This is a genomic window from Candidatus Binatia bacterium (assembly GCA_036504975.1).
GTDB lineage: Bacteria > Desulfobacterota > Binatia > UBA9968 > UBA9968 > JAJPJQ01.
The window spans coordinates 1-11816 of record DASXUF010000151.1; the positions used below are offsets into that span (position 1 = coordinate 1).

At 58.6% G+C, this 11816-nt stretch carries 14 protein-coding genes; 6 read left to right on the plus strand and 8 right to left on the minus strand.

Annotation, left to right across the window (positions count from 1 at the left end):
* On the minus strand, nt 1-353 hold a 353-nt coding region (locus VGL70_19130; protein HEY3305644.1), incomplete at its 3' end, for a pyridoxamine 5'-phosphate oxidase family protein.
* A 75-nt stretch (nt 354-428) separates the two neighbouring features.
* Nucleotides 429-1100 (minus strand): thiaminase II, encoded by a 672-nt coding sequence (gene tenA, locus VGL70_19135; protein HEY3305645.1) that lies wholly within the window; start codon nt 1098-1100, stop codon nt 429-431.
* 156 nt (nt 1101-1256) lie between these two features.
* On the opposite strand from tenA, the gene VGL70_19140 reads away from it, so the two are divergent.
* Genes VGL70_19140 through VGL70_19150 form a run of 3 tightly spaced genes read left to right on the plus strand, consistent with a single transcriptional unit; the run spans nt 1257 to nt 3103 of the window.
* On the plus strand, nt 1257-1724 hold the full coding sequence (locus VGL70_19140; protein ID HEY3305646.1) for a (2Fe-2S)-binding protein: 468 nt from the start codon (nt 1257-1259) through the stop codon (nt 1722-1724).
* Between the two features lie 9 nt (nt 1725-1733).
* Nucleotides 1734-2648, plus strand: coding sequence for a xanthine dehydrogenase family protein subunit M (locus VGL70_19145; GenBank protein HEY3305647.1), 915 nt, complete (start codon nt 1734-1736; stop codon nt 2646-2648).
* A 2-nt stretch (nt 2649-2650) separates the two neighbouring features.
* Nucleotides 2651-3103 (plus strand): SRPBCC family protein, encoded by a 453-nt coding sequence (locus VGL70_19150; protein ID HEY3305648.1) that lies wholly within the window; start codon nt 2651-2653, stop codon nt 3101-3103.
* On the opposite strand, the gene VGL70_19155 is transcribed toward VGL70_19150, so the two are convergent.
* The 3 genes from VGL70_19155 to VGL70_19165 are packed head-to-tail and all read right to left on the minus strand — an operon-like array spanning nt 3089 to nt 5412.
* A complete protein-coding gene (locus tag VGL70_19155; protein HEY3305649.1) occupies nt 3089-3904 on the minus strand; it encodes a lysophospholipid acyltransferase family protein in 816 nt (271 codons plus the stop codon). The two genes, VGL70_19150 and VGL70_19155, sit on opposite strands and share 15 nt — an antisense overlap.
* Nucleotides 3891-4658, minus strand: a complete 768-nt coding sequence (locus tag VGL70_19160; GenBank protein HEY3305650.1) for a GNAT family N-acyltransferase — start codon at nt 4656-4658, stop codon at nt 3891-3893. Before VGL70_19160 ends, VGL70_19155 begins: the two co-directional genes overlap by 14 nt.
* 4 nt (nt 4659-4662) lie before the next feature.
* Nucleotides 4663-5412, minus strand: a complete 750-nt coding sequence (locus VGL70_19165) for an enoyl-CoA hydratase/isomerase family protein (GenBank protein ID HEY3305651.1) — start codon at nt 5410-5412, stop codon at nt 4663-4665.
* 203 nt (nt 5413-5615) lie between these two features.
* Here VGL70_19165 and VGL70_19170 point away from each other — a divergent pair, with 203 nt between their 5' ends.
* Both VGL70_19170 and VGL70_19175 read left to right on the plus strand, forming a co-directional pair.
* Nucleotides 5616-6383, plus strand: a complete 768-nt coding sequence (locus VGL70_19170) for an OmpA family protein (GenBank protein HEY3305652.1) — start codon at nt 5616-5618, stop codon at nt 6381-6383.
* 150 nt (nt 6384-6533) lie between these two features.
* Complete coding sequence (locus VGL70_19175) at nt 6534-7163, plus strand: RlmE family RNA methyltransferase (protein ID HEY3305653.1); 630 nt, start codon at nt 6534-6536, stop codon at nt 7161-7163.
* A gap of 136 nt (nt 7164-7299) precedes the next feature.
* On the opposite strand, the gene glmS is transcribed toward VGL70_19175, so the two are convergent.
* Entirely contained in the window at nt 7300-9129 is a 1830-nt protein-coding gene (gene glmS, locus VGL70_19180) for a glutamine--fructose-6-phosphate transaminase (isomerizing) (GenBank protein HEY3305654.1), read from the minus strand.
* Nucleotides 9129-10523: a bifunctional UDP-N-acetylglucosamine diphosphorylase/glucosamine-1-phosphate N-acetyltransferase GlmU gene (gene glmU, locus VGL70_19185; GenBank protein ID HEY3305655.1), complete on the minus strand. Its 1395-nt coding sequence runs from the start codon at nt 10521-10523 to the stop codon at nt 9129-9131. Before glmU ends, glmS begins: the two co-directional genes overlap by 1 nt.
* A gap of 230 nt (nt 10524-10753) precedes the next feature.
* On the opposite strand from glmU, the gene VGL70_19190 reads away from it, so the two are divergent.
* Nucleotides 10754-10990, plus strand: coding sequence for a DUF4926 domain-containing protein (locus VGL70_19190; GenBank protein ID HEY3305656.1), 237 nt, complete (start codon nt 10754-10756; stop codon nt 10988-10990).
* 19 nt (nt 10991-11009) lie between these two features.
* On the opposite strand, the gene VGL70_19195 is transcribed toward VGL70_19190, so the two are convergent.
* Nucleotides 11010-11312, minus strand: a complete 303-nt coding sequence (locus tag VGL70_19195; protein ID HEY3305657.1) for a type II toxin-antitoxin system RelE/ParE family toxin — start codon at nt 11310-11312, stop codon at nt 11010-11012.
* Nucleotides 11313-11816 lie beyond the last annotated feature (504 nt).

The following is an 11816-nucleotide window of genomic DNA, read 5'->3' on the forward strand; positions in this document are numbered from 1 at the left end:
GCGCCCTTCCGCTCCGGATCCTTGTCGATCTCATCCTTGACGGTGCGGGACATAACTTGCTCCCGGATAGGCCCGTCCTGGTGAACCGTCGCGACGCCGTGGAAGCGGAAGTTGAGTCTGGTTTTCGCGTCCCGGAAAAGCACGACGACTTTGGGATTTTCCAGGACATTTTTGAGATGCTGCCGTCTTGTGCGCTCCCAGTATGCGAGCGACTTGTTGTCAAAGACCATCATGCTGCCTTTGTAGCCGATGTCCGGCTCGCCGTCCTTGGATACCGTGGCGAGGACGCATGGGCAGCCGTTCGCCAGGGCGTTGTCGATCAATTCGGGTATTTTGTCCGTTAGAGCAATCATGTGCCTAACCTCCTCTTCAAAATTTTTTAGCCCGATGAGCCTATGGTTGTTTCATCCTTCATCCCTCATCCTTTCTCAAACCGGCCATTGTTCCAGACGATACGCCTGGTCCCAAAAAAGAAATTCGTAGCGGCTGCTGAGAATAAAATGGTCACGCAGGAGCTTTTTCTCTTCGCCTCGGGCGCCCGCGGCGAGGCGGTCCATCAACCATATCTGCTCCCGCACCGGTTTCCAATAATCCTCTGACGCGTAAATCTCGATCCACTCGCGGTAAATCGCCGGCTTTCTTGGCCGCCTGCGATAGAGTCTCCTTCCTACCTCGCCGTAAATCCAGTAGCACGGTAGCACCGCGGCGACGATTTCCGCCAGGCTCCCGCCTCGGGCCACGGCCTGAAGATGCTTCGTGTACGCTTCGGTGACCGGCCCTTTGGGCGTGCGGTCGAGCTGCCGCTGCGAGAGGCCCAGGCTCTTTCCAAAGCTCGCATGAAAGCTTCGCTCCACTTCGACGGCGATCAGCGCGTGGCGGCAGAAGATTTCCAGAGTTTTTAGATCCGGCGATTTCGCGCCTCCAAGGCAGAGGACCTGGGCGAAGTCGAGGAGGTAAACGTAGTCCTGCAAGATAAAATAGACGAACCGGTCCATCGGCAGGGTGCCGGCGCGAAGCTCGTCCAAAAAGGGGTGGGCGTGAACGGCGTGCCAGATTTTATCCGTCTCGCGTCGCAACTGTCGTGTGAAAAGTCCGGCCATCGGGCGCCGCCGAATTTCCTTTCTTCCCGGGAGAAGGGAGGGCAAATTTCCCGTCTGTCGCTGCTTGCAGTTTAAGCGGATTCTTTCTATAACATAGCCGCATCGGGTTGTCACTTTATCGCCGCGGATCTTTCGCGGCGGGACGGAAGGATTCCAATGAAGAAAAAGATTCGCCTGCGCGTCAACGGGAAAAAAGTCGAGCAGGAGGTTCCGACGAACCGCTTGATGATCGACTTTCTCCGCTACGATCTCGGCCTCACGGGCACCAAGGAGGGTTGCAGTGTCGGTGTCTGCGGCGCGTGCACGGTGCTCATGGACGGGGAGATGATCAGCTCCTGTCTTGCGCCCGCGGTGTTCGCGGACGGACACGACATCACGACGGTCGAGGGGCTGGCCAAAAACGGCGAGCTTCACCCGGTGCAAAAGAGCTTCATCAAGTACGGCGGCTTCCAGTGCGGCATCTGCACGCCGGGCCAGGTTGTCGCGGCCAAAGCCCTGCTGGACAGAGTTCCGAAGCCGAACGAAGAGCAGATCAAAGACTGGATGATGGGCAACCTCTGCCGCTGCACCGGCTACTACAAGATCATCGAGTCGATTCAAAAAGCGCATCAGTTCGCTAGATAAGGACCGATCATGCAGCCCTTTGAATATCGCACTCCGAAGAGCCTCAAGGAAGTTCAACAGGAATTGAAGCAGTTCGGCACGGACGGCAAGCTCATCGCCGGCGGCACGGCGCTCATTATTATGATGAAGCAGCGCCTGGTGCAGCCGACGTGCCTCATCAGTTTGCGCTCCGTGCGCGGCCTCAGCGGCATCGTGGAAAAAAACGGCGACCTCCGCATCGGCGGAGGAACCACGCACCGCGCGGTGGAGAGCTCTCCGCTGGTGCGCCGGCGCTTGCCGCTACTCGCCGAGACGTATCATCACGTGGCTACGGTTCGCGTGCGCAACATGGCGACGGTGGGCGGCGGGCTGGCGCATGCCGATCCCAATCAAGATCCGCCTCCGACCTTGATCGCGCTCGGCGCAAGCTTGAAGGCGAGCTCGGCGGACGGCAGCCGGGCCATCCCGGTGGAAGAATTTTTTACCGATTATTATGAGACCGTGCTCAAGCCGGACGAAGTCATCACGGAGCTTTCCGTGCCGCGACTCCCGGCGAACAGCGGCGCGGCGTTTCTCAAATTTCTCCCGCGCACGGCCGACGACTACGCGACCGTCTCGGCCGCGGCCGTCGTGACGTTGGACAAGACGAAAAAGATTATCTCGGATGTCCGCATCGCTCTCGGCAGCGTCGGCACGACGCCGATTCGCGCGCGCGAGGCCGAGGCGGTGCTGCGCGGCCAGCCGGTCAAAGCCGAAGCGCTCCGCGAGGCCGGCGAAAAAGCCAAGCAGGCGGTCGATCCGATCAGCGATTTTCGCGGCTCGGCGGCTTATAAAAAAGAGATGGCCGGAGTATTCGTCCGCCGCGCTCTGGAAAAGGCGCTCGGCGGGTTGGTCAGAATACCCAAGGCGGCGCCGGCCCGTTCGGCGAAGAAGGGTAGAGGCTGACGATGAAATTCAGCCAGCGCGCCGTCATTCCGGTGGGCCGCGAGCCGCTCTGGGAGTTCCTGATGGACGTTCCCAAAGTCGCGCAGTCGCTGCCGGGCGTAGAATCCGTGAGCCAGCTCGACGACACGACGTATCAAGGAACGCTCGCGGTCCGCGTCGGGCCGATCTCGCTCAACCTCCAGGGCAAGATCATTTTAGAGGAGCGCGACCGCGACAAGTGGCGCGCCGCGCTGAGAGCGGAAGCGAACGACCGCAGAGCCGCAGGCGCCGTCAAGGGGAAGACCAGCATGGAGCTCAAAGAGATATCTCCAAAAGAGACGGAGCTGGTGGTCGAGACCGACGTGAATATTTTGGGCAAGATCGGCGAGTTCGGCCAGCCCATCATCCGCAAAAAAGCCGACCAGATGCTGCAGCAGTTCGTCGAAAACATCAAGCGCCAGCTAACTCAGGGTTAGCGGCGTCCGCAGGCTTTTCCTGTCTTGTTGTAATCCGCTCGCGATCGCGTGGTAGCAAGCCTGGCTCAACTGCTTCCGGCTCACGGAGCTGTTCTTGTAGTGCGCGGTGTCGATCGGGGCGTGGAATCTGACCGCGACCTCGATGTTCCTCAGCGCCAGGACCTGCCAAAAGTGGGTCGCGAAATCCATCTCGCCGTACCAGTAAATCTGATCCCGGTTGGCCTCAGTGACGGGCTCGCCGTTGATTCTCCGGTACGTGATGGTCAACGGCACGATCGGCGCGTGCGCGCGGAGCGGCGCGGCGAACGGCGCCGACTGGAACGGCAGCAGATGGTCGCCGGCGGTCGAGGTGCCCTCGGGAAAGATGAGAATGTTCGCCTTCTGCGTCAATCTCTCGACGATCTCTTCCACGACTATTGGAATCTTCCCTTTGCGCTCCCGGTCGATGTAAACCGTCCCGCAGAGCGCGGTCCACCAGCCGATGATCGGCCAGCTGCGCACCTCGCGCTTGGAAACGAAGATCGTCGGGAAAAGGCTCCCCAAGACGAAGCCGTCCAGATAGCCCAGATGATTGCTGGCGATGAAAGCGCCCTTGGTGTCCAGCAGATCGAGATCGCCCTGCAGCGTGATCCTGACGTTGACGATCATCCTGATCATCGTGACGAATCTCTGCGTCATGACGCTCACGATTTTCCAACGGTTCTTCGGCCGCCAGACAAAGATCCATAGACGGATAAGCGCTGCCGCGAGGAAGAGCAGCGACCAAACGACGAGGAGGGTGATGAGTTTAACGATCCGCACGGCTCACATCCGAGGCCGAAAGGCCGAAGCGCCGGAGATATTCACTGCTGGCCCGGTTCACGTCCAGCAAAAGAAAGAGATCGGTCGTGCCGAACTCGAGATCCAGAGCCGGCGGGCCGCAAAGCAGAGCTCCGACTCTAAGATAGCCCTTGATGAGGCTCGGCAGCCGGAAGAAAAGGCCCTCGCGGTCCGTAATCTCCACATCTTCCTGCACGCCTGAGAGCTCCATACCCGGCACCGGCTGGACGCGAAACTTCTCCGGCGCGTAATACTTCTCTTTGATCAGCGCGATGGACTGGCTGACCTCCCGCTGATCGGTCGTGGGAAAACTGGCGCAGCCGAAAAGATAGCGCACTCGATGATCTTTAACGTACTCCGCGATCGCTTGCCACATGAGATGGATGAGCGCCCTATCGCGATAGTCCTTGTGCGCGCAGGAGCGTCCGAGCTCCAACAGTTCGCCGTCGAGCTTCTTGATATTTTCCAGGTTGAATTCCTGCTCAGAGTAAAAGCCGAAGTGCTGCCCCGCCTGCGAGCCGAGCAGAAGCCGGTACGTGCCGACCACGCGACGCTGAGAGCGCGCGCGCACGATGAGGTGATCGCATACGGGGTCGAACTTGTCCACGTCTAGGCCCCGCTGGTAGGATTCTTCCAGCCCTTTTTTCATCTCGAGATTGAAGACTTCGAAGCGGAGCTTCTGCGCCGCGCGGATTTCCTCCGGATCTCGGGTGATTTTGATTTCGAAGTCGGCCATCTGACTATCGGTGGCTCCATTGAGGCTGGCGCTTTTCCAGAAACGACTTCACGCCTTCTTCGATGTCTTCGGTCTTGAGCAGCTCCTCAAGGTAAATCTCCTCGGATCTCTGCAGCGCCTGGGGGAAATTTTTCAGCGCAATTTCCCGCAGTCCTTTGAGGGTGATTCTGAGCACGGCGCGGCTCTTTCCCCTAAGCTCGTCGGCGAGACCGTTCAATGCATGATCAAGCTCATCAGGCGGGGTGACGCGATTGATCAATCCCATCGCCAGAGCTTCGTGGGCCGAGACTTTTCGTCCGGTAAGAATCATCTCCGCGGCGCGCCGATAGCCCAGTTGCCCGGGAAAGCGGGCCAGGGCGACCGGAGGATAGCAGCCGACGTTGATCTCCGGCGTGGCGAAGAAGCTGTCTTCGGTCGCGAAGATAAAATCGCAGGAGCTGGCCAGCTCGCAGCCGCCGCCGAGACAGACACCGCGCACAGCCGCGACGGTAATCTGCGGAAGCGCAAGCAGGGCCCGAATGACGCCGTGGACCGTCGCAAGCATCGCGGGAACTTTTTCCCGCGTGTGGTCCTTAATGTCCACTCCGGCGGAAAAAGCGCGCGCGCCGGCGCCGCTGATGATGAGGAGGTCTAGGGCCGGGTCCGTTTCCACCGAGTTAATAACCGCCCTCAATTCCTGCAACATAGTAAGGTTGAGGACGTTAAGCGGCGGGCGGTCAAGCGTTACCCACGCTACCCGGTCTCTCTTTTGCATTAAAACAAGCATCGTTAGCAGCGAGAGGAAAATAGGGTATGTTTGTGAATTATTACGGCGTTAGACGCCCAATGATGTCTCATGCCGGTCTCCTTTTTGTAAACTACGGACCTATTTTTTACAAGCGCGAGTTTTGCCACGTTTGACAAGGGGAAAGGGAAAACTTACACTACAACCGTTTTTGCCGATATGAGGAGGGCTTTATGAAGACAGCTCGCTTTGGGATCCTTCCGCTGGCTCTGTGGGCTGCGGTATGCTTCACTCCGGTGAATGCGCCGGCCGCCTGGGATGAATACGACGACAGCCAATCCCACCCGCTTAGGCTGCTGGCCTACATTGCTTACCCCGGCGGCTTTCTTACGGAATGGTTTGTTACACGGCCGTTTCACTTTATCGTCAGCGCCAGCAAGCCGCAAGAGGAATTCTTTGGCCACCGGCCGCATCCGCCTCTCTTCGCCGATCCGGAGCCTGGCTATGACTTCGGTGTGCCGAAGCGACCCCCGACGCCGGGACCGGCGGTCCGCAAACCGGCTGCCCGGCAAGAACCCGTTGCAGAGAAAGTGACCGTCCAGCAAGTTTCGGTAGAGAAGACGGTTTACAAAGAAGTGCCGAAAATCGTCGAGGTCGAAAGGGTTGTGTTTCCCGATATCGCTTTTCGTTTCGACTCCTCCGAGCTCACGGACCTAGGCAAGGGCAAGATTTATCTTCTGGCGCAAAAAATAAAAGAGAAGACAGACGTCCTCGTGTCGATCGAAGGCCATACCGATTACGTCGGCAGCGACGAATACAATCAGAGACTCGGGCTCCGGCGCGCGCAGAGAGTCATGAAGGAGCTGGCCGACCTCGGGATCGACCCGAGCCGTGTGTCGGTATCGAGTTTTGGCGAATCCAAGCCGCTGGTCGACCAACAGACCGACTGGGCCCGCGCCGTCAATCGCCGGGTCGAGTTTACGATCACGCCCGCTAAATAAAAAATTTTGAATTCTTAGTTTTGAATTTTGAATGAGGCCCGGCCATAAATGCCGGGCCTTTTTTTTCGCTTGAGGTGGTTGTATGTCCTTTATTCAGAATTCATCATTCAACCCTTCGAGAACCTCAGGGTTGACCCTGAGCAACGTCGAATGGGTCAAAATTCATCATTCCCCGTGAAGTACCAGCCCAAAGACGCCTTTTATCGCAAAGCCAAAAAGGAAGGATACCGTTCGCGCGCGGCCTACAAGCTCCTGGAGCTTGGCCGGCGCTTTCAGCTCATCAAGCCGGGCGATCGCGTAGTGGATCTCGGCGCGGCGCCGGGAGGATGGCTCCAGGTCGCGGCTGAGCTTGCCGGGCCCAAGGGAAAAATCGTAGGCATCGATCTCCAGCCCATTCAACCGTTTCATGAGCCGAACATCGTCGTCCTGCAGGGCGACGCTGCCTCGGAGGAGTGCGCGAAAAAAATCGCCGAGCTGTTGGGCGGACCGGCGGATTGCGTTCTCTCGGACCTCGCGCCGAAGTTGACCGGAATTCACGACGCCGATATTGCCCGCTCCGTCGAGTTGATTCGTCTGGCGCACGCGGTCGCGCGCCGTCTTCTTCGTCCGAGAGGAAACTTCCTTGCCAAGAGCTTTGTCGCGGAAGAGCTGCACGAGTTCTTCCTGGCGCTCAAGCGCGACTTTTCATCCGTTGACCGCACGCGCCCCGAGGCGACGCGCAAAGGCTCTTCGGAGATTTATTTCTGCGCCAGAGGATTTCGCGGCGCCAACGCGGCTTGACGATAAAGACCGTTACCCGCTCTCCGAGGCCGAGGGGCGCGAGGAAGAGGCCGTGGACGTCCGATGAGACCGGCTCGACTCTTGGTACTACTCTATCGGCCACGGCCGAAGACCCGCGCCCCTCGGCCGCCCTTTTTTACTCTACCGTGACGCTCTTGGCGAGGTTGCGCGGTTGATCGACGTCGGTGCCGCGCGCGACGGCGACATGATAGGCGAGGAGCTGCAGCGGAATCGTGAGCACGACCGGTGTGAGGAAGTGAGAGGCTTCAGGAACGACCACGCTGCGGTAAGCCTTTGCGCCGATCGTCTCGCCGTCGCGGTTGGTGACCGTGATGATCTTTCCTCCCCGGGATTCCACTTCTTTGAGATTCGAGAGCGTTTTTTGAAAATGGCGGTCCCGCGGCAGGAGCACCACGATCGGCATTTTTTCATCGACCAGAGCGATCGGCCCGTGCTTCATCTCGCCGGCCGGATACCCTTCGGCATGAATGTAGGATATTTCTTTCAGCTTGAGCGCCCCTTCGAGAGCGATCGGGTAGTTGATGCCTCTCCCTAAATAAAGAAAATCGGAAGCGTGGCTAAGATCGGCGGCGAGACTTGCCAGCTCAGCGTCGAGCTTCAACGCCTCTTCGATCCAATGGGGGAGGTGCATGAGGTCCTCGATCAGCCTCTTGGCCTGGGCCCGCGGCAGCTTTCCGTTCAGCCTGCCCATGCCGACCGCCAGCAGGTAGAGGGCGGTCAACTGGGAGGTGAAAGCCTTGGTGCTGGCGACGCTGATCTCCGGCCCGGCGTGGGTATAAAAGACGCCGTCCGATTTTCTCGCGATCGTGGAATCGACGACGTTGCAGATGGAGATCACCTTGGCTTTTTTCTTCCGCGCCGTTTCGACGGCGGCCAGAGTGTCGGCAGTCTCGCCGGATTGGCTGATGAGCAGGAGGAAGTCGCCGGCCTTGATGAGCGGCGCCCGGTAGCGAAATTCCGACCCGTAATCCACCTCGGCCGGGACGCCGGCGATCTCTTCGAGCAAGAATTTTCCCACCAACGCGGCGTGCCACGCCGTGCCGCAGGCGACCAGGTGGATTCTCTTCACCTGGCGCATCTGGCTCGCGCTCAGCGGAATTCCTTCGAGCGCGACCGCGCCTTCCTTGAGCGAGATCCGCCCGCGGAACGTATCGGTCACCGTCCGCGGCTGCTCGTGGATCTCCTTGAGCATGAAGTGGGGATATCCGCCTTTCTGCGCGGCCACGGCGTCCCAGGTGATCTCCTTGAAGGGACGGTTCAAGGGTTTCCCCTTGCCGTTCATGATCCGAAAGCCGGCGGCTTTGACTTCGGCCAGCTCGCCGTCTTCGAGAAAGGTCACTTTGCGAGTGTGATCGAGGAGCGCGGGGATGTCCGAGGCGATGAGCGTTTCCTCTTCGCCCCGGCCGAGCACGATCGGCGTCGAATTCTTGGCCACGATCAGGCGCGCGGGATCTTTGAGGTTCAGAAAGACCAGGGCATAGGAGCCCTGGATTTCCCCAAGACTATTTTGCACCGCGGTGAGGAAGTCCACGCCGCGCTGAATTTTTTCATTGACCAGATGGGCGACGATCTCGGTGTCGGTCTCCGAGGTAAAGTGGGCGCCCTTTTTCAAAAGATGCGCCTTCAGCTCCAGATAGTTCTCGATGATGCCGTTGTGGACGACGACGACATTGCCGGCCTGGTGGGGATGGGCGTTGACTTCGGAAGGCTTGCCGTGAGTCGCCCAGCGGGTATGGCCGATGCCGACGTTTCCGGGAGCCGGCCGCTTGAACAGCATCGCTTCGAGGTTGGCGAGCTTGCCCTCGCAGCGGCGGATCGCCACCTCACCGCCGTTCAAGACGGCCACTCCGGCCGAGTCGTAGCCCCGGTACTCGAGCTTTCGGAGACTTTCCAAAATGATCGGCGCAGCGTCGCGCTGGCCGATGTATCCGACGATGCCGCACATCAGACTTTAAGCTTCTCCATTTTTTTTCGTTTTTGCTCGGTCCAGCCGTCTCTTACCTTTTCCACCCGTTCGTTGTACACCAGAGCGCCCGCGGGCACCTCGCGGCGCACCGTGGTCGCGGTTGCCACGTACACGTCGTCGCCCAGAGTGACCGGCGCGACCAGAGTGGTGTCGCTGCCGACCTGAACGCGATCGCCGATCGCCGTGCGATATTTTTTAAAGCCATCGTAGTTGCACGTGATGGTGCCGGCCCCGATATTGGTGTCGCGTCCGACGGTCACGTCGCCGAGATAGGTGAGATGGTTCGCCTTCGACCCCTCGCCGATCGTGGCCTGCTTGGCCTCGACGAAATTTCCCAGGTGGACGCGAGGTCCGAGGTGCGTTCCCGGCCGCAGGTGCGCGAACGGGCCGACGATCGCGCCATCGTCAATCCGGGAATCGGCCATGACCACCGAAAACTTTAGATGGACGTCGTTAGCCAGCCGCATATTCGTCAGATACGCGGAGCCGTCGATTCGGCAGCGCTCGCCGATGACGGTGTTTCCGAGGAGATGCGTATTCGGGCCGATCACCGTATCCTTGCCGATCTTCACCGCTTCGTCGATGTACGTGGTCTGGGGATCTTTGAGGGTGACGCCTGCCTCCATCCATCTTCGGTTGATTCTCTCCTGGAGGATCTTTTCCATAAGCGCAAGCTCCTCTCTTGTGTTGATGCCCATGATCTCCCGCGCGTCTTCCGCCTCGATCGTTCCGACTCTTTCGCCGTCTTTAAGCGCCGCGGCGACGATGTCCGTCAGATAATATTCTTGTTGCCGGTTCGAGTTGGTGATCCCCTCGAGAGCGGAAAAGAGAAAATCGGCCGAGACCGCGTAGATGCCGGCGTTGATAGCGCAGATCTTTTTTTCCGCGTCGGTGGCGTCTTTTTCTTCCACGATTCGGACCAATTCTCCGTTGGCGTCGCGAAGAATTCGGCCGTAACCGTAAGGATCCTCAAGACGCGCGGTGACAAACGTGAGCGTCGAATTTTTTTCACTATGCCGGCGCCATAGCTTGAGAAGGCTCTCGCGGTTGATCAGCGGAACATCTCCGTTGAGAATCAGGAGGTCGCCGGAGAATCCAGCGAAGACTTTTTTCGCGCAGACGACCGCGTGCCCCGTGCCGAGCTGTTTTTCCTGCAAGACCCAGGTCACTTCGTTGTCGCCGCAGGCCTGCCGCACCGACTCGGCCCCGTGACCCACGACGACGGCGACTTTTTTCGGGCTGAGACTGCGCGCGATTTTCAGCGGATAGGAAAAAAGCGGCTTTCCCCCGATGCAATGCAGCACCTTGGGCAGGCTCGAGTTCATTCGCTTTCCGAGGCCTGCGGCAAGGATGATGACTCCGAGATCGTTCATGAGGCGTAGGTTAAAGCTGGAAAATAGGTGAATTATACCGTAAGCGGCGGAGCAAGCAAAGAGATTGGCGCTTCCATTCGTAGAACCCTTCGCCAGTTGGGCCTTGCTGTGCTATGGTTTCGCCGGGAAAGGTCAGCCGCACTCCTAACGATCGCTTCAGGACCTTTGCAAGCAAATGCCTAAGGGGCGTAACGGCTTATCCGATCTGACACTCTTGTGGAGGGAGCCCAATGATCCAGGAGCTAGAACCGGTTGTCCTTCAGCACGATGTCTCTGAGCATGGTCTAAAAGAGGGGGATATCGGCGCAGTGGTGCATGCCTACGGCGACCGTCGGGCATTTGAGGTTGAGTTTGTTACGGCCGAAGGGAGAACAGTTGCCGTGCTGACTCTTACCGAGACGGACATTCGTCCGATGGGGCGCGGCGAGATTCTTCACGCCAGGGAAATCGCTTCACCCCAGGCGTAACCGAGACGCGAACAAGCTTCTACCCCACACGGTCACGCCAGTAGTAGGGCCTTCGCCGGCCGTGAGCTACAGCAAGGATCACCACCTCATCATTAATGATTTCGTAGACGATCGAGTAGGGAAATTTTCGAACGATAAACCGCCGCCTGCTGTTATCAAATTTCGGCCATCTTAGAGGCGTCTCAGCAATGAGACGGACGCCGCGCTCGATTTCCCGCTCAAAGTCAGAGGCGACCGTGATTCCACGGGAATGGTACCAGGCAAATGCGGCCTCATAATCTTCGGATGCGCCAGGGTGAAAAACAACCTTAGTTTGCGCCACGAACCCGCTTTCTGGCCCGGGACTTTACCTCCTCCCAGACGACGGGTCGGACCGTACCTTCCTTGATTTCCCGGGAGCGCCTCTCGATTTCAGCGGCCCATGCCGCATCTACGTCCTTGTCGGTAGCTGAATCTAAGCTAACGAGAAGCTGCTCAACGACCTGGAGGCGCTCATCTTCGGGCAGCCGAATGGCTGCTTTAACAATATCCTTGGCGGCTCGTGTCATATTCAAACCTCCATGAGCCTCACTATAGCCCAAGTTCAGCGAGTTTTCATCAAGCCGATGCGCCGAGTTGGATTTCCGGTAATGTAGTTAATCGTGTGAAGAAGAAACGCAAGATTTCAAAGCCAGACCCCGATCCCGCCGACAGGTTTTCTTTTTCTTGCATTAGTCACGGGGCCATTCATCTCAACTGTTGACAGAATGGATGGGCTCTCTTATGATGTTTTTGTCATGAAGAGTAAGAAGAAAACTTTGAAATTTCAGACGGCAAAGGCGCGCAA

What these genes read in the sequence shown, in the direction of transcription:
- VGL70_19175 (HEY3305653.1), top strand. Translation starts at nt 6,534, where the DNA reads ATGGGTCAAAATTCATCATTCCCCGTGAAGTACCAGCCCAAAGACGCC.
- VGL70_19170 (HEY3305652.1), top strand. Translation starts at nt 5,616, where the DNA reads ATGAAGACAGCTCGCTTTGGGATCCTTCCGCTGGCTCTGTGGGCTGCG.
- VGL70_19150 (HEY3305648.1), top strand. Translation starts at nt 2,651, where the DNA reads ATGAAATTCAGCCAGCGCGCCGTCATTCCGGTGGGCCGCGAGCCGCTC.
- VGL70_19145 (HEY3305647.1), top strand. Translation starts at nt 1,734, where the DNA reads ATGCAGCCCTTTGAATATCGCACTCCGAAGAGCCTCAAGGAAGTTCAA.
- tenA (HEY3305645.1), bottom strand. Translation starts at nt 1,100, where the DNA reads ATGGCCGGACTTTTCACACGACAGTTGCGACGCGAGACGGATAAAATC.
- VGL70_19140 (HEY3305646.1), top strand. Translation starts at nt 1,257, where the DNA reads ATGAAGAAAAAGATTCGCCTGCGCGTCAACGGGAAAAAAGTCGAGCAG.
- VGL70_19165 (HEY3305651.1), bottom strand. Translation starts at nt 5,412, where the DNA reads ATGCAAAAGAGAGACCGGGTAGCGTGGGTAACGCTTGACCGCCCGCCG.
- glmU (HEY3305655.1), bottom strand. Translation starts at nt 10,523, where the DNA reads ATGAACGATCTCGGAGTCATCATCCTTGCCGCAGGCCTCGGAAAGCGA.
- VGL70_19160 (HEY3305650.1), bottom strand. Translation starts at nt 4,658, where the DNA reads ATGGCCGACTTCGAAATCAAAATCACCCGAGATCCGGAGGAAATCCGC.
- VGL70_19190 (HEY3305656.1), top strand. Translation starts at nt 10,754, where the DNA reads ATGATCCAGGAGCTAGAACCGGTTGTCCTTCAGCACGATGTCTCTGAG.
- glmS (HEY3305654.1), bottom strand. Translation starts at nt 9,129, where the DNA reads ATGTGCGGCATCGTCGGATACATCGGCCAGCGCGACGCTGCGCCGATC.